Origin of the sequence: Roseateles agri (assembly GCF_034043675.1) — a bacterium.
GTDB lineage: Bacteria > Pseudomonadota > Gammaproteobacteria > Burkholderiales > Burkholderiaceae_C > KK5.
Map to the genome: position 1 here is coordinate 411,833 of NZ_JAXCLA010000005.1, position 19,792 is coordinate 431,624.

The 19,792-nt window shown below is 68.0% G+C and carries 18 protein-coding genes; 7 read left to right on the forward strand and 11 right to left on the reverse strand.

Features of this window, described 5'->3' with window-relative positions:
* The first annotated feature begins 9 nt into the window (after positions 1–9).
* Positions 10–510: a nuclear transport factor 2 family protein gene (locus SNE35_RS17335; RefSeq protein WP_320424183.1), complete on the forward strand. Its 501-nt coding sequence runs from the start codon at positions 10–12 to the stop codon at positions 508–510.
* A gap of 35 nt (positions 511–545) precedes the next feature.
* Here SNE35_RS17335 and SNE35_RS17340 read toward each other — a convergent pair whose 3' ends face one another.
* Both SNE35_RS17340 and SNE35_RS17345 read right to left on the reverse strand, forming a co-directional pair.
* Positions 546–2,144, reverse strand: a complete 1,599-nt coding sequence (locus SNE35_RS17340; RefSeq protein WP_320424184.1) for a 2Fe-2S iron-sulfur cluster-binding protein — start codon at positions 2,142–2,144, stop codon at positions 546–548.
* A 27-nt stretch (positions 2,145–2,171) separates the two neighbouring features.
* Positions 2,172–2,705, reverse strand: coding sequence for a carboxymuconolactone decarboxylase family protein (locus tag SNE35_RS17345; RefSeq protein ID WP_320424185.1), 534 nt, complete (start codon positions 2,703–2,705; stop codon positions 2,172–2,174).
* 110 nt (positions 2,706–2,815) lie between these two features.
* Here SNE35_RS17345 and SNE35_RS17350 point away from each other — a divergent pair, with 110 nt between their 5' ends.
* The gene (locus SNE35_RS17350; protein ID WP_320424186.1) at positions 2,816–3,721 is read left to right on the forward strand and encodes a LysR family transcriptional regulator; all 906 of its coding nucleotides are present in this window, start codon (positions 2,816–2,818) and stop codon (positions 3,719–3,721) included.
* Positions 3,722–3,839: 118 nt separating this feature from the next.
* Entirely contained in the window at positions 3,840–4,298 is a 459-nt protein-coding gene (locus SNE35_RS17355; RefSeq protein ID WP_320424187.1) for a DUF4437 domain-containing protein, read from the forward strand.
* 30 nt (positions 4,299–4,328) lie between these two features.
* Here SNE35_RS17355 and SNE35_RS17360 read toward each other — a convergent pair whose 3' ends face one another.
* The 6 genes from SNE35_RS17360 to SNE35_RS17385 form a co-directional block, all read right to left on the reverse strand.
* A complete protein-coding gene (locus SNE35_RS17360) occupies positions 4,329–5,009 on the reverse strand; it encodes a hypothetical protein (RefSeq protein ID WP_320424188.1) in 681 nt (226 codons plus the stop codon).
* Between the two features lie 16 nt (positions 5,010–5,025).
* Positions 5,026–6,594, reverse strand: coding sequence for a class I SAM-dependent methyltransferase (locus SNE35_RS17365; RefSeq protein WP_320424189.1), 1,569 nt, complete (start codon positions 6,592–6,594; stop codon positions 5,026–5,028).
* A 56-nt stretch (positions 6,595–6,650) separates the two neighbouring features.
* Complete coding sequence (locus SNE35_RS17370) at positions 6,651–8,330, reverse strand: TolC family protein (RefSeq protein WP_320424190.1); 1,680 nt, start codon at positions 8,328–8,330, stop codon at positions 6,651–6,653.
* 123 nt (positions 8,331–8,453) lie between these two features.
* Positions 8,454–9,680 carry a beta-barrel domain-containing protein gene (locus tag SNE35_RS17375; RefSeq protein WP_320424191.1) on the reverse strand — a complete coding sequence of 409 codons (1,227 nt, stop codon included), beginning with the start codon at positions 9,678–9,680 and terminating at the stop codon, positions 8,454–8,456.
* An 8-nt stretch (positions 9,681–9,688) separates the two neighbouring features.
* Positions 9,689–12,070, reverse strand: a complete 2,382-nt coding sequence (locus tag SNE35_RS17380) for a type I secretion system permease/ATPase (protein ID WP_320424192.1) — start codon at positions 12,068–12,070, stop codon at positions 9,689–9,691.
* 6 nt (positions 12,071–12,076) lie between these two features.
* Positions 12,077–13,942, reverse strand: coding sequence for an O-linked N-acetylglucosamine transferase, SPINDLY family protein (locus SNE35_RS17385; protein WP_320424193.1), 1,866 nt, complete (start codon positions 13,940–13,942; stop codon positions 12,077–12,079).
* 330 nt (positions 13,943–14,272) lie between these two features.
* Here SNE35_RS17385 and SNE35_RS17390 point away from each other — a divergent pair, with 330 nt between their 5' ends.
* Positions 14,273–14,671 (forward strand): hypothetical protein, encoded by a 399-nt coding sequence (locus SNE35_RS17390; RefSeq protein WP_320424194.1) that lies wholly within the window; start codon positions 14,273–14,275, stop codon positions 14,669–14,671.
* A 9-nt stretch (positions 14,672–14,680) separates the two neighbouring features.
* On the opposite strand, the gene SNE35_RS17395 is transcribed toward SNE35_RS17390, so the two are convergent.
* Positions 14,681–15,187 carry a DUF1993 domain-containing protein gene (locus SNE35_RS17395; protein WP_320424195.1) on the reverse strand — a complete coding sequence of 169 codons (507 nt, stop codon included), beginning with the start codon at positions 15,185–15,187 and terminating at the stop codon, positions 14,681–14,683.
* A 105-nt stretch (positions 15,188–15,292) separates the two neighbouring features.
* Here SNE35_RS17395 and SNE35_RS17400 point away from each other — a divergent pair, with 105 nt between their 5' ends.
* From SNE35_RS17400 to SNE35_RS17410, 3 genes are read left to right on the forward strand one after another with little or no spacing between them, the layout of a single operon-like run.
* Positions 15,293–16,300, forward strand: a complete 1,008-nt coding sequence (locus SNE35_RS17400) for a D-2-hydroxyacid dehydrogenase family protein (protein ID WP_320424196.1) — start codon at positions 15,293–15,295, stop codon at positions 16,298–16,300.
* Positions 16,297–16,869 carry a chromate transporter gene (locus SNE35_RS17405; protein ID WP_320424197.1) on the forward strand — a complete coding sequence of 191 codons (573 nt, stop codon included), beginning with the start codon at positions 16,297–16,299 and terminating at the stop codon, positions 16,867–16,869. Before SNE35_RS17400 ends, SNE35_RS17405 begins: the two co-directional genes overlap by 4 nt.
* A 1-nt stretch (position 16,870) precedes the next feature.
* The gene (locus tag SNE35_RS17410; RefSeq protein WP_320424198.1) at positions 16,871–17,407 is read left to right on the forward strand and encodes a chromate transporter; all 537 of its coding nucleotides are present in this window, start codon (positions 16,871–16,873) and stop codon (positions 17,405–17,407) included.
* On the opposite strand, the gene SNE35_RS17415 is transcribed toward SNE35_RS17410, so the two are convergent.
* Together SNE35_RS17415 and upp are read right to left on the reverse strand one after the other, a co-directional pair.
* Positions 17,404–19,155, reverse strand: coding sequence for a sensor domain-containing diguanylate cyclase (locus SNE35_RS17415; protein ID WP_320424199.1), 1,752 nt, complete (start codon positions 19,153–19,155; stop codon positions 17,404–17,406). The genes SNE35_RS17410 and SNE35_RS17415 overlap by 4 nt on opposite strands.
* 2 nt (positions 19,156–19,157) lie before the next feature.
* Complete coding sequence (upp, locus tag SNE35_RS17420; RefSeq protein WP_320424200.1) at positions 19,158–19,790, reverse strand: uracil phosphoribosyltransferase; 633 nt, start codon at positions 19,788–19,790, stop codon at positions 19,158–19,160.
* Positions 19,791–19,792 lie beyond the last annotated feature (2 nt).

Genomic DNA, 19,792 nt, shown 5'->3' on the forward strand with positions numbered 1-19,792 from the left:
GCGCCCCTGATGACCAAGCTCCTCGTGACTCTCGCCGCGGCCCTCACGTTCAGCGGCGCAGCATCGGCACAGACCGACCACTCCGGCGACCCCGATGCCGAGTTGACAGCGATCATTGCCAAGCTCGACCAGAAGCACTTCGACGCCTTCAACAACTGCGACACGGATACCTTGCTCGAGCTCTACGCACCGGACGTGGAGTTTTTCCATGATCTCAGCGGGCGTGTCCTGAATCGAGAGCAGTTCATTCAAGCCGTGAAGAAAAACATCTGCGGCAAGGTGCAGCGGCGACTGCTACCCGGAACGATGGAGGTCTATCCAATGGCCAAGATCGGCGCCATTCAGATGGGTCGACATTGTTTCGCCGAGCCAGGCAAGGCCGATTGCATTCAGCAAGGCCGGTACTACATCCTCTGGCGCTTCGACGGGACAAGGTGGCAGATCGCAAGGGTCTTCAGTTACGACCATCGGCCAATGGCGGGTGCTCAAGTACCCCAGCAAAGCAAGTGAATGTCGATGGCCTCTTATGCCTCGCGCGACGTCCGCTAGAGATCCAGCTTGATCTCGGCGCCTTCGGCGCGGGACACGCAGACGCACATCAGCCGCTGCTCGGCCTTCTGCTCGCTCGTCAGCACCTCGTCGCGATGCAGCGGCGTGCCGGACAGCACCCGAGTCGCACAGGTTCCGCAGTTGCCGATCCGGCAGGACGCCGGGACACGCACGCCCTGCGCCTCCAGCGCATCGAGGATGGAGGTCTGCGCCGGCACGTGGACGTCCCTGCCCGTTCGGGCCAGGTGTACCGTGATGGCCCGCTCCGCTGCGACGGCCCCGGGTGGGGCGGCAACGAATCGTTCGGAGTGGATCCGTGATTCGCGCAGGCCGTTCGCCCGGGCGGTGGCATGTACCTCGTCGACCAGGGTCTGCGGCCCGCAGACGTAGACCTCGTCGTCGACACCGAGGCCGGCGATGAGCGTCGGTACGTTCAGCCTCCGGCCCTCATCGCTGGCGTGGACATGGACGCGATCGCCGAAGGCCTCGACCAGTTCGGCCAGGAAGCTCGCTTCGCCGCGCGAGCGGCTGGCGTAGTGCAGCTCGAAGTCAGTGCCGCGAGCAAGCAGTTCGTGCGCCATGGCCTTGATCGGCGTGATGCCGATGCCACCGGCGATCAGCACCGCCCGGTGCGCCTGGGCCGACAGCGCGAACGAATTGCGAGGCCGGGAGCAGTTGAGGCGCAGGCCCAGCGTGAAGTCGCGATGGACTGCCTGCGAACCGCCCTTGCCTTCGGGCTCGACCTGCACCGCGATCTCATAGATGTCGGTCCGCGCAGGACTGGATGCGATGGAGTAGCACCGGGTCGACGACGTGCCATCGGCCAGCAGCAGCGGCACGTCGATGTGCGCGCCGGCGAGGACCGGCGGCAAGGGGGCTCCCGTGGCGCTGGCCAGCGAGTAGGCGCGCACCCTGGGCGTCAGTTCCCGCACACCGACGATCTTGAGGGCCAGGGGGCCGTCACCCAGGACCGACGGCTTGGCCGCCACCTGGCTCGCAGCGAGCTTCGCCCGCAGCTGCTGGACCTGGGCCTGCAAGGGCTGCACGAGCGTCGCGACCTCTGCCTCGGTGAAGCGCGGCGTGATGTGCTGCGGGCAGTTCCAGTCCCAGCCTTCGATCTTGATGACGAAGGCGCGTTCCACGGCGGCCGCGTAGGCGGGCTCGCGCACGGCGGAGATGACGCCGTCGTCATCCTCCCCAGCCTCCACCAGTTGCACCCGCCCCAGCAACTTCAGGCGGCGGCGATTGGGGTAGTCGACGACGATGATCGATATGCGGTCGTTGCCGAGCAGGTTGCCGACGCTCTGGTACTGGACATTGCCCCGGAAGTCGGCGAACGCGATGGTCTTGCTGTCCAGCACCTTCAGGAACCCTTTGGGACCACCCCGGTGTTGCACATAGGGCCAGCCGTTTTCGCTGACGGTCGCCTGGAAGAAGTGATCGGCCGCCTTGATGAAGGCGACCTCGCGTGCCGTCAGGGTGTCGCCCCTGTCGGCGGCCTCGTCGAGGAAGGCGTACTGCTCACGGCTCCCCATGCGAGCCTGGAAGGCCCGCACGGCGGGCGTGAAGGTGAGGTCTGAATAAGCTCTTCCCATGATGGCCTCCGACAGGTGTCCTGCAGTTCAGAGCTGGACCTTGGGGAAATCGATCTCGACCTGACTGGACTTGCCCAGGATGTTGGTGAGGAAGTTCAGCGCCACGTGGGTGATGATCTCGACAATCTGCGCGTCGCTCAGGCCAGCGCTGCGCACAGCGGCCACTTCCAGCGCAGACACATCGCCATGCTTCTCCATCAGGCTGCGGGCGAACTGCAGGACCGCGGCGGACTTGGGGTCGCTGCTGTCGCCCGCACGCGCGGCGGCCATTTCCTCGGCCGAGAGACCCGTCTTGCGCGCAATGGCCGTGTGGGCCGACACGCAGTACTGGCAGCCGTTCTGCTGCGCCAGGGCCAGCGCGATGCGCTCGCGGTCCAGCTCATCGAGGCTGCCGCCACCGGCGACGCCGTACAGGCCCAGGAAGGCACGCAGCGCCACCGGCGAGTTGGCGAAGACCTTCAGGAAGTTGGGCACCGTGCCCAGTTGCTGCTGGATGGCGTCGAACAGCGCTTGCTGTTCAGGCGTGGCGGAGGTGTATTCGACGACGTTGATGCGGCTCATGGTGATCTCCAGAAAGTGGATGTGTTGAAGGACGGATTGATGTTGATCTAATCCAAATTCATAGAGAATTCGCGCCGTGGATAAATGACTGTTTCCATTCCAGGAAAGATATGGACAAGCTCGAGGCGATGACGATCTTTGTGGCGGTCGTTCAGGAGAAGGGCTTCTCCGCGGCCGCGCGCAAGCTCGGGGTGTCGCCCCCGGTGGTCACCCGCGCCGTGAGCGACCTGGAAGCCGCCATGAAGGTCCGCCTGCTGGTGCGCACCACAAGGATCGTCACCGTCACCGAAGCGGGTGAGCGTTATGCGCAGGACTGCCGTCGCGTGCTCGCCGAGATCCAGGAGATCGAACAGGCCGCCACCGGCGCGCACGGCGCCGTGCGCGGGCGCCTCGTGATCACCGCGTCATCGATGTTCGGCCGCATGAGACTGGGGCCCGTCGTGCGCGGCTACCTCGAGCGCTACCCGGAAACGGAGATCGAGTGCCGCTACCTGGACCGCACGGTGAACCTGCTGAACGAGGGCATCGACGTGGCCATCCGCATCGGCGAGCTACCCGATTCCTCGTACCACGCAACACCGCTGGCGTCCGTTCGCCGCATCGTCTGCGCCACCCCTGAATACCTTCGCGAACATGGGACGCCAGCTCGCCCGGAGGAGTTGACGCACCACAGCGTCATCGCCGCGCTCAGCATGGAACCCGGCAATGAGTGGAAGTTCGTCAGCGGCGGCGAGACGCTCACTGCATCCGTCCGGCCGCGGCTTGCCACCACGAGCAACGACCACGCGATTCAAGCCGCGAGCACCGGCTTCGGACTGACGAGAGTCTTCGACTACATGGTGCAGGACCAGTTGGCCGACGGCCGATTGGTCGAGGTGCTGGAGAGCTATGGCCCGCCCGCCGTGCCGGTCAACGCATTGCAGATGCAAGGGCGACTCGCATCAAGCAAGGTGCGCGCCTTCATCGACCTGGCGATCGAGCATCTCCGCGGCAGTCCACTGTTTCCAAAACAGTAAAGGTCACTTCCGGTTCCTCGTCATTCCGTCTCAGCGGGGAATGATCGAGCATTTGCTCAGGGCTCCTCCATGGAGTGAAGCGCAATCCCGCGCTCCCCTGCAAGCTCAAGGAACTGCCATGACCTCCACACTCACCCGCACCAAGCGGCTCATGATCGCCGCGGCAATCTCGGCCACCCTGCCCCTGCTCGCCCAGGCGGGCACCGCATCGGAGCTGTACACCGACGCCTCCAAGGTGGTGCCCATCACGGAGCTGAAGTTCTACCAAAACAAGGAAGGACTCACCATCGCGAACGGCTGGGGCGACCCGGCAAACGGTGCCCACAGCAACTACATCAAGATGGCCGGCGGCACGGCCAGCGGCGTCCACACCCACACCGATTCGTACTACGGCGTCGTCATCGCCGGCGTCGTCGCGAACGAGGCGCCCGGCAGCTCGCAGGACCATCCGCTGCCGGCCGGCTCCTACTGGTACCAGAAGGGTGGCGAGCGCCACGTCACCAAGTGCGTCTCGCAGACGGAATGCCTGTTCTTCGTCACGTCGAAGGGGCCGTTCGACTACCTGCAGAGCAAGTGACTCAGGACACGGGAACGGGCAAGGGCTGCTTCAGCCCTGCCACTTCTCCAGGTACTTGCCGTAGCTCTCGGTCCAGTTGTTCGACGCGAAGCCGCCGCCGCTCTGGTGCGTGATCGACACCGGCCAGGTGGCCAGGCGCAGGCCCTTGCTGCGGGCACTGCGGCAGAAGTCCAGATCGTAGAAGTGGAACTTGAAGCGCGGATCGAACAGCACGCCCGCTTCGCGCAGGCGCGAGCGGCGCGCGGCCAGCAGCACGCCGTCCAGCAGCTCGCATTCGGCCGGCACCGGACCAAAGGGCGTCAGCTTGCCGAAGGGCATCTTGCCGTGGGCGACGATGCCGCTGAGGTTGGCGCGGTCGTCCCAGGCGAATGTGGTGTCCGGGAAGCACCAGGCCGGCTGCCTGGGCGCGATGCGGCGGTTGCCCGCCACGCCCAGCACGTCGAAGTGCATGAGGCCGTTGTGGATGCGGTCGGCGAAGAAGTAGTCGTCGAGCCAGACGTCGTCATGGATGAACACCAGGGCGTCGTCCGCAGCGCCGTCCTCGGCGAGGATGCGCGAGTTGTAGATCTCGGGCAGGCCGCGCGTGTTCTCGAAGGCGATGTGCGCGCGCAGGCGCGGGTCATCCACGAGCCGTCGCAGCGACAGGCCCAGCGCCGATTGCGCCCAGAACTCGTCCTCGGTCGAACGCGTGGCGCTGATGATCTCGATCATCGAATGCCCAGGCCGATCAGGCCGTCTTGCGGCCGACCAGCACGAACTGGAAGGCCAGCGAGTCACGCTCCGCCTGATCGGGGTCGGCGCCGCTGGCCTGTGCCATCGCGCGGATGGGCGCCATGTACTTCTCCTGCCCGGGGAAGGTGATGTTGCGGGCGATGAGCCCCTCCACCGTGTAGCCGGTGGACTGGAACATCTCGACCATCGTCATCCGCGAGAAGAAGCGGATGTGCGTGCGGTCGAACAGCCCGTCGTCCTGGTACTGCATCAGGCCGGCATTGACGCGGGCCTGGAAGCTCCAGTGCTGCGAGTTCGGAATGCAGGCGATGACCACGCCCTGGTCGGACAGTTGGTTCCTCACCTTGCGCAGCACCTGCCACGGGTCGCGCAGATGCTCGAGCACGTCGCCGAACACCCAGGCATCGGCCGCGCCGAACGCCTGCCAGCTGGCTTCGTTGAGCTTCTCGATGTCGGCCAGGATCGCGGTGCCGCAGACCTCCTTCGCGATCGCAACGTTGTCCTCGTCGATATCGACGCCGGTCCAGTCGGTCCCGGGATGGGTCTCGAAGTACTTGGCCGCCAGCGTGCCGCGCATGCAGCCGACTTCGACGACCTTGCGTGGTTGATGCTGCAACAGCAGTTGCAGGATCGTGTCGTTGAACTTGTCGTGGGCCGGGGTCTGCTTGATTGCCATGGTGTGTGGGGGTTCGTGGTGATCAGGCTGGGTGGGAGTGGCGGGCGCTGCGGCGCCGCGCCGGAACGCGGCGATCACCTGGCTGGCGCGTTCGTTGAAGCGCTGCAGGTACTTCTCGTCGCCGGTGTCCTTGTAAGCGCGCTTCAGCGCGTCGCAGGCCTTGGCATCGGCGCGGTACGCCGAAAAGATGTTCTGGTTGCCGGCATGCTGGCGGATTGGAATCGACACGGCGCGCCAGCCGCGGCGCGCGACCAGCGCCGACGCCAGCCCTTCGATCAGGAACACCTTGCGCATCACCTCGCCGGTGTACGAAGTGCGGGTGTTCAGCGCGGCGCTCAGCGGGTGGGCAGGATCCTCGGCGATCGCGAAGATCGCCTCGGCGACCTCGAGCCACTCACGCCAGAACGCAGGCCGCGCGACGAAGTAGTTGCTGTAGATCGTGTCGCGCTCGTCGTTGACCATCGAGCGGATGTCCAGCTGCCACGGCTTCGCATCGAGGATGGCCGAGTACAGGTCGAGGCTGCCGGGGGCGGTCGCATCGGAGCCGTAGTAGACGTTGCGGAACAGCGCGCCGACCTCGGGATGCGGGCAGCAGAAGATCAGGTCAACATCCGGCGACTGCTGCGCCACCGCGTCGGCGAACTCCTGCGCGGCGAGGCCGGTCTTGGTCTCGAACTTCGGCGACAGGAAGCCGTAGTAGTGATCCTCGACCAGCGGCTGCGTCAGCAGGTAGCGCCGGATCGGCCAGTACTCGTACCAGTCGGGCCGGGGGTTGTCCGTGTTGTCGAGCAATTCGAACGCGGCCGGCGCCGACGCCCGCGTGGCCGCGGAATAGGCGATGTGATGGATGTGCGATTCGATCACCGCAGTTTCCTGGTCGGGCGGCATGCTAGGGGTGCTACGTAGAGGTAACGCGTTAGATGAGCGGCAGTTTATGCCCGCGCTCAGCGCAGGGGCACCATCACGCCCCGCCCCATCGACCACATCAGCGCGATCAGCTGCTCGCTGTCGAACAGCGCGTTGACGTGGGAGATGCGCATCGAGTAGTAGTCGCTCTCGGCGGCCATCACGTCGAACAGCGAGCGCCGGCCGAGTTCCTGCCACTGCTGCAGGGTAGCGGCGCGCACGCGGTCGCTGTTGCGCAGGATGTCGACGATGCGGCGCGCGCGGTCCAGCGCCGAGTTGGTCTGCTCGTAGACGTCCAGCAGCCGGTAGCGCTTGGCCTCGATCGTGTCGTCGCGCTGCAGGTCGGCCGCCTGGTAGCGGCGGTTGGCGGCACGCACGGTGTCGTCGGCGCCCGGCGTCATCAGCGGGATGTTGACGGTCACGCCGCCGAGCCAGCTCACCGAGCTGGACGCGCCCACCGCCTTGCTGGCATTCACCAGCAGGCCGACGCTGGGCTTCTGCCCGGCCCGCACCGATTCGGCGTAGCTGCGCTGTGCTTTGGCCTGCGCGGTGGCCTGGGCCACGTCGGCGCCCTGCACCAGGTCGGCCTGCAGTTCGTTCACGTCCGGCAGTTGGGCCAGCACGGAGCTGAGGCTGGCGCTGGGCGGCAGGTCGTCGCCCGCGTAGCGACGCAACCGCACCTCGGTCTGGCGCAGCGAGGACATCGTCTGCTCCAGCGACAGGTCGGCCTGCTGCAGGCTCTTCTGCGCCTGCGTCAGCTCGCTGGAGCGGCCGCGGTCGGCCTTGGTGATGATCTCCAGCGCATCGACCAGGCAGGCCATCTTGCGCACGTACTGGCGGAACACCTGCGCCTGCAGGATGTAGCGGCTGCGATCCAGCGCGAGGCTCACCGTCTGCAGCGCCAGCTGCTCCTCGGCGCCGTCCTGGTTGAACTTGGCGGCGTCGGCCAGGTTGGAGCGCCATTCGGTCAGCTTGGCGATGCGGCCGAAGTCGTAGATCGGCGCGCTGACCGAGACCGTCATCGAGCCCTGCAGGCCCCGCGCCTCGTCCACGCCGGAGATGATGCTGCCGATGTGGCCGGCCGTGCCGTTCACCGTCACCGTGGGCATGCGCTGCGCCTTCGATTCGGCGAGGTCGGCCTCGGCCGCCTGCGTCAGGAATCTCGCGACGCCGACCGTGCGGCTGCGCTGCAGCGCCTGGTTCACCAGCGTCTGCAACTGGTAGCGCGGATCGCCGTCGCTGACGACCAGCAGCGCGGTGTCCTTGGCGCTGCTGCGCAGCGCGGGCAGCGTTTCCTCGTCGTTGCAGCGGCCTTGCGAGGCAGGTGCGGGTGCGGGCGGCGACGCGGATGGCGTTGCCCGCACCGGTGCGGGAGGCGCGGCCGCGATGCGACGGACGGGTGCGGGTGCGGGTGCGGGCATCGGCGCAGGAACAGGTGCTGCGGCGACAGGCACCGGTGCAGGCGCCGGTGCAGGTGTCGGTGCGATGTCAGCCGGCGCGCTGGCCGGGACCGCGGTCCGCGGCAGCAGTGCGCCCGAAGGCGCATTGCGCGCCGGCGGCGGCGAAGTGACGACGCCGGACGAACTGCGCGGCAGCAGGGCGCCAGATACGTCGTTGCGCGCCTGCGCCGCGGGCACGCCCGCCCCCAGGGCCAACAGGATGGCGGCAGCCAGGATGCTGGTGCGGACGACGGGAAGCGACTTCGAGAGGACGGGCATGGGGACAGCGGAAATGGCATGGGGGCCAATACCCGTCACTGGAACACGTACAACCCGGCAACAAAGCCCGGAAAAGCGGCGCTGCGGCCCGCCTCTTCTGGAGCGTTTGCTCCAGCGCTCGCTTCAGCGCTCGCGCAGAGCCTCCCGGCTCTTCATCATCGGCCGCAGCATGTAGCTCAGCACCGAGCGGTCGCCGGTCTTGATCTCGACCGTGGCCTGCATGCCGGGGATGACCGGCAGCGGCTTGCCCTTGAACTGCAGGGTGTTGCGCTCGGCGGTGACGATGACGCGGTAGTAGGCATTGGCGGGGTTGCCGCCCTTCTCGGGCGTCTCGCCCACCGCGTCGGGGCTGATGTAGGTCACCTTGCCTTCCAGCCCGCCGTTGATGTTGAAGTCGTAGCCCATCAGCTTCACCTCGGCCTTCTGGCCCAGGTGCATGAAGCCGATGTCGGCCGGTTTGATGCGCGCTTCGACCAGCACGCGCGTGCCGATCGGCGAGATCTCCATCACCGGCGCGCCGGCGGTGACGACGCCGCCGACCGTGTTGACCTTGATCGACTTGACCACGCCATGCACCGGCGACTTCAGCGCCGTGCGCGTCATCTGATCCTGGCGGATCACCATCTGCTCGTCCAGCGCGTTCAGGTCGTTCTGCACCCGCACCAGCTCGCCCGCAGCCTCCTGGCGGAAGCGGCTGACGCGTTCGTTGCGCTGCGCCTGCAGCTCGTTGACCTGGCGCGACAGGCGCATCACCTCGACGACCGACATCAGGCCCTTGGCCGACATGTCCTGCGAGATCTTCAGCTCGCGCTGCAGCAGGCCGGTGCTGCGGTCCACGCTGGCGACCGATTCCTCCAGCACGCGGCGGCGCGCCTGGAACGATTCCGTCTCGGCCTGCGCGATGCGCGGCACGGCCTGCACCTCTGGCGGGAAGGTGATCGAGCCGGCGCCATCGGCCTCGGCCTTCAGCCGCGCCACCTGGGCCTTCAGCGCGAGCATGCGACCCTGTCCTTCAGCCTGCGAGGCCTCGACGCGGGTCGGGTCGAGCTGGGCCAGGTCCTGGCCGGCCTCCACTTCCTGGCCCTCGCGCACGTAGAGCTCGCGCAGGATGCCGCTTTCCAGGCTGGCGATGACCTGCTCGCTGCCATCCGGCACGATGCGGCCATCGCTGCGGGTGATCTCGTCCACATGAGCGAATGAGGACCAGGCGATCGCCGTCGCGACGAGCGCCAGCAGCAGGTACAGACCCCAGACGGCGCGCGGCATCGGCTCGTCGATCGCCGCGGCATGCAGGCCGCTGACGAAGAGGCCTTCTTCGCGGGTCAGCGCGGTTCGATCGTTGCTGGCCATCTAGGGACTCAGACCGAAGCGGAACGCTGCACGGGCTGCGCGGCGGGATGCATGCGCACGTCGGCCTGCGGCTGTGCCGGTTGCTGCTGCTGCGGCTGCCCCGGCGCGCTCGGGCGCACGCCGGACAGCGCCGCCAGCACCTGATCGCGCGGGCCGTCCATCACGATGCGGCCGTTGTCGACGACGGCGATCCGCGACACCAGCTCCAGCACGGCCGGGCGGTGCGTGACCATCACCAGCGTGCAACTGCCGGCCGCATCGCGCAGCTGGCGCAGGAAGGCGATTTCGGACTGCGCATCCATCGAGCTGGTGGGCTCGTCCATCAGCAGCACCTGCGGCCGCGCGACGAGCGCGCGCGCCAGCGCGACGAGCTGGCGCTGGCCGCCGGACAGCAGGCCGCCCATCTCGCCCACCGGCAGATCCCAGCCCATCGGGTGGCCAGCGATCACGCGGTCCAGCCCGGTCAGGCGCGCCACCTCGACGAGGCGCTGCGCATCGAGGTGCGCGCGGCCCATCAGCACGTTGTCGCGCAAGGTGCCCTGGAACAGGCGCGGCTCCTGCGAGACGAAGCCGACGCGCGCACGGAACTCGGCCGGGTCGATCTGGCGCAGGTCGATGCCATCCACGTCGACCATGCCTTCGGTCGGCTGGTAGAGGCCCGCCAGCAGGCGCAGGATCGTCGACTTGCCGCTGCCGATGCGGCCCAGGATGGCGATGCGCTCGCCCGGCTCCAGCCGCATCGTCACGTTGCGCAGCACCTTGGGCGCGTGCGCCGCAGCCTGGGCGGCGGGGCCGACCAGCGGGTAGGAGAAGCCGACGTCATGCAGGCCGAGCCGGCCGCTGAGCTGGCTCAGCGGCACGTAGCTCCGACTGGAATCGCGCTCGGTGGGCTGACTCATCATCCGGTCCAGCGAGAGCATCGCCGCGCGCGCCCCCTGGAAGCGCGTGGCCAGGCCCACGAGGCTGCCCAGCGGCATCACGGCGCGGCTGGCGAACATCACCGAGCCGAGCAGCGCGCCCGAGGTGATGGCGCCGTCGTGGATCAGGTAGACGCCCCACACCAGCATGATCAGGTTGATCAGCTGCTGCATCGTCGCGGTGAGGTTGTTGCTGAGGCTGGAGAGGCCGCGTGCGCGCAGCGAGGACTCGGCGGCAATCGCCGTGCTGGTCTCGTAGCGGCGCAGGAAGCGGCCTTCGGCGCCGGAGGTCTTCAGGTCTTCCAGGCCCTCGATCGCCTCGACCAGCGTGCCCTGCAGGTCGGCCTGCTCGGCCATGTTCGTGCGCATGGCCTTGCGCAGATAGCCCTGCATGCCCCAGTTCATCAGCAGGATCAGCGGCAGGGTCAGCACCAGCACCCAGCCCAGCGGGCCGCCGATGACGAAGGTCATCCCGACGAAGACAAGGATGAACGGCAGATCGGTCAGCGCCGACATCGTGGCCGAGGTGAAGAAGTCGCGCACCACCTCCACCTGCGCCAGGTAGTGGGCGTAGGAGCCGGCCGATTCGGGCTTGTGCTCCATCCGCACGCCCAGGGTCTGGCGGAACAGCTTGGCACCGATGATCAGGTCCGCCTTGCGGCCGGCCAGGTCGATCATGTGGCTGCGCAGCTGGCGCGAGAACAGGTCGAACATCAGCGCCAGGGCCGCGCCGGTGGCCAAGGTCCACAGGGTCACCAGCGCCTGGTGCGGGATCACCTTGTCGTAGATCACCGAGGTGACGAGGCCCGACACCAGCATCAGCACATTGCTGAGCAGCGCCGCCAGCATCGCCGAGCGGTAGTAGGGCACGAAACGCTTCAGCGTGCCCCACAGCCAGTGCTCACCGGCCGGCGCCAGCAGCGCGGCCTCGGCATTGCGCGTGTGCGCCTGCGAGACCTCCTTCGGCGAGACGACCATCACGAAGCCGCTGTACTCCGGCTCCAGTTCGCTCAGCGAAGCGGCGCAGGCCGCCGCCTCCGGGCCGGGGAAGACCACCTCAAAACGTCCCCCTTGGCCTTCGTCCAGCGGCTTGACCAGCACGCAGGCGTCGCCCTCGTTGAGCAGCAGCACGCAGGGCATCAGCGCGGGGTTGATGTCCAGGATGGCCTTGCGCAGCAGGCCGGCGTTGTAGCCCGCCTCGCGCATCACGCGCAGCGCCTGGTCCGGCGCCAGCGCGCCTTCCACCGGCGTGCCGGCGCGCAGCGATTCGGGCGAGCGCGGCTTGCCGTGGTGGCGGGTCAGCCAGGCCAGCGCCTGCAGCAGCGGGTCGCCGATCGGCTGCTCGGCCAGGCCTTCGAGCGGATCGGGTGCGTGGGCCGGCGCGGCCACCGTGCTGTCCGCGGCCAGGCGCAGGCCGGCCGGCGTGCCGCGGGGGCTGCCGCCGTCGAAGAAGGAGTCGTTGCGCGTCGCCATGGGTCCTTAACGACGCTGACGGTGTTCGAGCGCCAGACGCTCGAACTCGTCCTCCATGCTGCGCACGGTGGCAGGCATGTCGAACAGATGGGATTGATGGCCCTGCTCGCGCAGGTAGCGCTTGTAGGAGGCGGCGCGGGCCGGATTGCTGCCGATCTGGATCGCGCGCTGCTCGTACTCTGGCAGGCTGAAGGTGATCAGGTCCGGCAGGCCGACGGCGCTCAGCAGGCTGCCGGCCATCCGCGAGATGTAGCTGCGGCCCGAGCGGGTCAGGATCGGCGTGCCCATCCAGAGGCAGTCGCTGGCCGTGGTGCCGCCGTTGTAGGGGAAGCTGTCGAGGAACAGGTCGGCGAGCTGGAAGCGCGCCAGGTAGTCCTGCGGCTGGGCGCGCGGCGCGAAGATCAGGCGCTCGGCCGATACGCCGTGCTCGGCAGCCACGCGCAGCATGTTGGCCTTGGCCCATTCGTTGTCCGCCAGCAGCCACAGCACGCTGCCGGGCACGGCGTGCACGATGCGCATCCAGCTGGAGAACATCTCCTCGCTGTACTTGTGGTTGTTGTTGAACGAGCAGAAGACGAAGGCGTCCTCGGGCAGGCCGTTGGCCGCGCGGGTGGGCATGGCACCGACCTCGCGCTTGCGGTCGCTGACCTGGTAGCTGTGCGGCAGGTAGATCGGGCGCTCCGTGCAGTAAGGCAGGTATTCCGGCGGCATCACGAAGCGGTCCGCGATGATCCAGTCGACACCCGGCAGCGCGGAGGTGGCCGGCAGGCCCAGGTAGCTCACCTGGATCGGCGCGCCGCGGTAGGCCAGGATGTTGGGCCGCGCGCCGCTGGTCAGGCCCTGCAGGTCGACCAGTACGTCGATGCCGGCTTCGGCGATCAGCTTCGCGGCCGTGAGGTCGTCGACGCCGTGCAGCCGCGTGTGCTGGTCCATCGAGCCGAGGATGCGCGCGCGCAGCGGCGTACCGTCGTCGCGGCTCCAGCAGAAGGCGTGGACCTCGAAGCGTTCCTTGTCGTGCAGCTCGAACAGCTCAGCCGTCAGCAGGCCCACGGCGTGCATGCAGAGGTCACCGGACAGGTAGCCGATCTTGATCTTGCCCTCGCGCTTCGCGCCGAAGCGCTTGTGGAAGGGCTGCTCGGTGTACTTGACCACCTTCTCGTGGACGAAGCGCTGCGCTGCCATCAGCTGCAGTGCCGGGTCGTCGGTCTCGCTGAGCATCGCCAGCAGCGAGGTGCTGACCAGCAGCTGGTTGTGCGTGACCTCGCCGACGGGCTGGTAGACCGGCCAGTCGCACTGCTTCTGGCGGATGTGGACGTAGTGCTGGGCGACATCGCCCTGCGTCGGCTTCAGCTCCAGGCTGCGGCGCATCAGCGCCTGCGCCTCGGCATAGCGCTTCTGCGTTTCCAGCATGCGCGCCGAGTTGTTCATCGCGTGCAGCACCAGATCCAGCGAATCCGGGTGTTCCGGGAGCTTCGGCAGCTCCTGGTCGATCACGCCCTGCCACTCGGCCAGCGCCTCTTCATGACGGCCCAGGTGTTCCAGCTGGTGGCCGAGGTTCAGGTGCGCCTGAGCGAAGGTCGGCGCCATCGACAGCGCGAGGCGGTAGGCGGCCTCGGCCTGCTCGTGCTTCTTCAGGTTGCCCAGCAGCGCGCCCCAGTTGAAGCAGGCGACGTGGCGGAACGGCGACGGTGTCGCGACGATCCAGTTCTGGTACAGCAGCGCCGCCGCCTCGCCCAGCCCGGCCGCCTGCAGCGCGCCGGCACGGTCCATCAGCACGGGCAGCTCCATCTTGCCGCTGCGCGCGACCGCGAGGAGTTGCTCGATCTGCTGGAGTGCGGTGGTCTGGGTGGCAGTGGGCGGTGAAAGGTCCATGACGAAGCGCCGCGACGACAACAAGGATGGCGGTGGTGCCCGATCTTAGGAGCCCGCTGTCAGCTCGATCGGGGCGTTAGCACCCGGATTGGACAGCAATTCATTCTTCTCGGCAGCAAAGACGGCTGACAAATCGGCAATAACCCGCAGGCCGCAGAAATATAGCTTTCGTTATTTACCCTAATTCACAACTTCAGCGTCATACAGGATGCTGAAAATAGAACGACTTACAGAAGTTACCTCGAAAAAGGGTGACAAGAAGAACGAGCGGGTTGGGGCCGGCGCTGCATCGCCGGGGTTGATGAACAAAACAGCGATCCACCAAGATCCATGCTGAATGCACTTCTGACGCGCTGGGCCCAGACTCGCGGGGCTCTGTCGACGAATTTCTTCGCGCGCAGCACGCAAAGCGCGCAGCCCAAGGGCGACAGCTTTTGGCAGACCATCCTGCGCCGCAGCGGCGATCCGGCCGCTCCCGCGGCCAGCCCTGCTGCCGTCGACGCCCTGCCCGCGGCGCGGGCGCAGTTCGAGGCCAGCCTCGAAGGCCTGCAGGGCGAGGACACCGACACCCTGGCCCAGATGATCAGCCGCAGCCGCAGCCTGGACGACCTCTGGCACCTGCGCACCCGGCTCTACAACGAGGTGGCCCGCCAGTTCTCGCAGTACGAGGCCGAACAGCGGCTGGCCGCGCTGCAAACCCACTTCACAGCGGGCGGCAGGCGGCACTGAGGACTGGGCTTACTTGCCCAGGAAGTCCATCTTGCCGAGCGACACACCAGCGTGACGCAGCAGCGCGTACGTCGTCGTCGCGTGGAAGTAGAAGTTCGGCATCGCGAAACCGCGCAGGTAGTCCAGGCCGCTGAACTTCAGCGGGTCGCCGGTGCGGCGCGGGATCTCGATGGCGCGGTCCTCGCTGCCGTCGATCTCGGCGGCGGACACCGACAGCACGTAGTCGCGCGTCTTGCGCACGCGGGCGATCAGGTCGTCGAAAGTGACCTCGTCATCGGGCCAGCTCGGCACGGCCTGGCCGGCCAGGCGGGCGATGCAGCCCTTGGCGGCGTCGCTGCAGATCTGGATCTGGTTCTTGAACGGCAGCATGTCCGGCGCCAGACGCAGGCCCAGGTAGTTGGCGGTGTCGAACTTCTTCGCCTCGGCGTGCGCCTTGGCGGCTTCCATCCAGTTCAGCATATTGCCCAGCATGCGGGCAAAGACAGGCGCGCTGGCCGCGTGCATCGTGATAGTCATGGGTCGGGTCTCCGGGTGAATCCTTGAGGGAGGCGGCATCGTAGCGATTTGCCGCAGGCTCTGCAGTGAACATAGATTGCCGAGGCAAAATGGTGTGACGACACCATGAACATCATCATCCTCGACGACTACCAGGACGCGGTGCGCAAGCTGCGCTGCGCCAGCAAGCTGGAGCCCTTGAACGCCAAGGTCTTCACCAACACGGTCAAGGGCATCGGGCAGCTGTCGGTACGGCTGCGCGATGCGGACGTGCTGGTGCTGATCCGGGAGCGCACCCATTTCAACCGGCAGTTACTTGAGAAGCTGCCCAAGCTGCGCCTGATCGCGCAGACCGGCCGGGCCGGCTCGCACATCGATGTCGAGGCCTGCACGCGGCTGGGCATCGCGGTGGCCGAGGGCGTTGGCTCGCCGATCGCGCCGGCCGAACTGACCTGGGCGCTGATCATGGCCTCGATGCGGCGCCTGCCGCAGTACATCGGCAACCTGAAGCACGGTGCCTGGCAGCAGTCGGGCCTGAAGGCCGGCTCGATGCCGCCGAATTTCGGCCTCGGCACCGTGCTGCGTGGCAAGACGCTGGGCCTGTGGGGCTACGGCAAGATCGGCCAGATGGTGGCGGGCTACGGCCGCGCCTTCGGCATGCAGGTGCAGGTCTGGGGCAGCGAGGCCTCGCGGCTGCGCGCCCAGGCCGACGGCCATGCCGCCGCCGAGAGCCGCGAGGCCTTCTTCGAGAGCTGCGACGTGCTGAGCCTGCACCTGCGCCTGGCCGATGGCACGCGCGGCATCGTCACGCCGGAAGACCTGGCGCGCATGAAGCCCACGGCCTTGTTCGTCAACACCTCGCGCGCCGAGCTGCTGACCGAGGGCGCGCTGGTGTCGGCGCTGAACCGCGGCCGGCCGGGCATGGCGGCGATCGACGTGTTCGAGAGCGAGCCCATCCTGCAAGGCCACCCGCTGCTGCGCCTGGAGAACTGCGTCTGCACGCCGCACATCGGCTACGTCGAGCAGGACAGCTACGAGATGTACTTCGACGCTGCCTTCGACAACGTGCTGAACTTCATCGACAAGAAGCCGACGAACATCCTCAACCCGGACGCGCTGAAGGTACGGCGTTGAGCGCGGAGGAGGCGACGGCGGCCACGCGCCGGCCCGAGAGCCTCCGGGCCTTGTTCCTCGCCTTCACCTGGCTGGCCCTGCAGGGCTTCGGCGGGGTGCTGGCCGTGGCGCAGCGGGAGCTGGTCGAGAAGCACCGCTGGCTCACGCGCGAGGACTTCGTCGAGACGCTGGCGATCGCGCAGGTGCTGCCGGGCCCGAACATCGTCAACATCTCGCTGATGCTGGGCGACCGCTTCTTCGGCCTGCGCGGCGCCTTCGTCGCCATGGCCGGCATGCTGCTGGCGCCCTCGGTGATCGTGCTGGCGCTGGCCGTGCTGTACGGCCACCTCGCCACGCACCCGGTGGTCGTCGACGCGCTGCGCGGCATGGGCATCGTCGCGGCCGGACTGATCCTGGCGACCGGGGTGAAGCTGCTGTCCTCGCTGAAGAAGAACCCGATCGGCCGCTGGCCCTCGCTGCTGCTGGCGGCGCTGACGGTGGCGGCGATGGTCTGGCTCAAGATCCCCCTGCCCTGGCTCGTGCTGGTGCTGGGTGGCGCGGGCATGGCGCTGGCTTGGCGGAAGGTTTGATATGGCCGTGGATCTGGTCGGGCTGTTCCTGCACTTCGCGATGATCTCGCTGCTGGCGATCGGCGGTGCGATCACGACGGCGCCGGAAATGCACCGCTTCCTCGTCGCCGACCACGGCTGGCTGAGCGACACGCAGTTCACCACCTCGATCGCGATCGCGCAGGCCGCGCCGGGCCCCAACGTGCTGTTCGTGGCCGTTCTCGGCTGGAACGTCGCCGGGGCGGCGGGCGCGCTGGCCACGATGACCGGCACCTTGCTGCCTTCGACGGTGCTGACCTTGACCGCCACCCGCTGGGCCTCGGCCAACCGCGACAGCCGCGTGGTGCGCGCCTTCACCGTGGGCATGACGCCGCTGACCCTGGGGCTGATCGTGGCCACCGGCTGGCTGCTCGCGGCGCCCTACGCGACGATGCCGGGCCGCATGCCCAGCACGCTGGCCCTGATGGCGCTCACCGTGGCGCTGGTGCTGCGCACGAAGATCCCGCTGGTCTGGCTGGTGCTGGGCGGCGGTGTGCTCGGCGCGCTGGGCGTGGTCTAGGGCCCGGCGACGCGGTTGCGGCCCTCGTTCTTCGCGCGATAGAGGAACTGGTCGGCGGTGGCGATCAGCGTCTCCAGCGTGGCATCGACGGCGACCGGCAGTTCGAGCGGCGCCACGCCCAGGCTCACCGACAGGAACACGCGCTGATCGCCACCGAGCGTGATCGCGCTGCCCTCCACTGCCGCGCGCAGCCGTTCCGCGAAGGCCAGGCCCGCGCTCAGGTCGGTCTCGGGCAGCAAGAGCAGGAATTCCTCGCCACCCCAGCGCACCGCCAGATCGCCGGCGCGGCAGTTGCTGCGCAGCACCTCGGCCACCATCACCAGCACGCGGTCGCCGCCGTCGTGGCCATGGCGGTCGTTGAAGTCCTTGAAGTGGTCGATGTCCAGCATCACGATGCACAGCGGCCGGCCGCGCCGCACGGCGGTGGCCCAGAGGCCGCGGGCGCGCTCGTAGAAGGCGCGGCGGTTGGACAGACCGGTCAGCGCATCGGTGCGGGCCTGCAGCTCGGCCTGGTGGCGCGCGCGCTCCTGGCTGCGCAGGTGGTTGGCCAGCGCCAGGGCCAGCAGCACCGCCTCCAGGGTCACGCCGATCTCGATGCCATGGAAGGTCGGGCCCGACATCGGCAGCAGGCCCCAGACGGCCAAGGTCGTCACGAGCGTGCCGCCCATGCCGCACAGCACGGCCGCCAGGAAGTAGGGCGCGGCCGGCTGCCGGCGCCGCCAGGCCCAGACCCCGAGCAGCACCATCACCAGGCCGAAGGCGAACAGGAACACGAAGGCGATCCAGCCGGCCGCCGCCTGCCAGTCCACCAGCGCACAGGCCGACACCGCCAAGAGCGCGGCCAGCGAGGTGCCGATCAGCGCGAGCCGCAGCCGCCGCGCATGCCGGCGCAGGTCGAGAAAGTGTTCGGCGAAGATGAAGCCGGCCGCGCCGAACACCACCATCATCACGAAGATCACATAACGCTGGAAGTAAGCGTCACCCGGCCACCACCAGGCAAAGCCGTGGCCGGTGTAGGCCAGGTTCAGCGCGATGAAGCTCAGCAGGTAGAAGGCGTAGTGCAGGTAGCTGCCGGTGCGCAGGCCGGCGAACACCATCGCGTTGTAGGCGATCAGCGCCAGCAGGAAGCCGTAGAGCAAACCATAGCCGTAGTGGACGGCGCGCTCCTCCGCGCCGGCTTCGCTGGCCAGTTCCAGGCTCACCGGCACGACCAGCGGATCGGGCGTCTGCGCGCGGATGAAGATCTCGCTGCGCCCGGCCGGCACCGAGAGCGGGAACGCATAGCCCAGGCCCGGCAGCAGGTTGCCGGCGCCGTCCACCCGGCCACCCTCGTCGCCGCTGTTCCAGCTCGCGAGCACCTGCCCGCCCTTGATCTGTGCCACGTCCAGGTGGTCGACCCAGGCCATGCCGGCCAGCAGGCGCACGGCCACATCGTCGTCCAGCGGATTCTGCAGCTCCAGATAGATCCAGACCGGCCGCGCGCTGAGGCCGAAGCTGGCGATCGGGCGCTCGTCGCGATGGAACTCGCCGCGCAGCAGTGCCGCCCGCGCCTGCGCGAGCGTCAGCGGCGGCGTGCCGCGCTGCTCCTGCAGGTAGAGCGCGCGGGCGCCCATGGGGCCGGCCGCCAGTTGATCCAATCGCAAGATCTGGGCCTGTGTGGCAGGCCCGAGCATCAAGCCCAGCAGCGCCAGTAGTGCCAGCAGCGCCAAGCGCAGCCGGCGCCAGACGCCGGCAGTGAACTCGGCCAAGCTCAGGAATCCTTGGTGCCGAAGATCTTGTCGCCGGCGTCGCCGAGGCCCGGGATGATGTAGCCGTTCTGGTCCAGGTGGCTATCGACGGCCGCGGTCCAGCAGCGCACGTCGGGGTGCGCCTTGTCCAGCGCCGCCACGCCTTCCGGCGCGGCCACCAGCACCAGCGCGCGGATGTCATTGCAGCCGCGGCGCTTGAGCAGGTCGATCGTCGCGATCATCGAGCCGGCCGTGGCCAGCATCGGGTCGACGATCAGGGCGGTGCGCTCGTCGAGCTGGCCGACGAAGCGCTCGAAGTAGTGCACCGGCTGCAGCGTCTCATGGTCGCGGGCCAGGCCCACGACGCTGATCTTGGCGTTGGGCACCATGTCCAGCACGCCGTCCAGCATGCCCAGGCCCGCGCGCAGGATGGGCACGACGGTGACCTTGCGGCCAGCGATCTGGTCCACCTCGGTCGGCCCGCTCCAGCACTGGATCGTCGTCTTCTCCAGCGGGAAGTCGGACGTCGCCTCGTAGGCCAGCAGCCGCGCCACCTCGCCGGTCAGCTCGCGGAACTTCTTCGTCGAGATGTCGGCCTCGCGCATCAGGCCGATCTTGTGCTTGACCAGGGGGTGGCGGACTTCGATGACGGGCATGG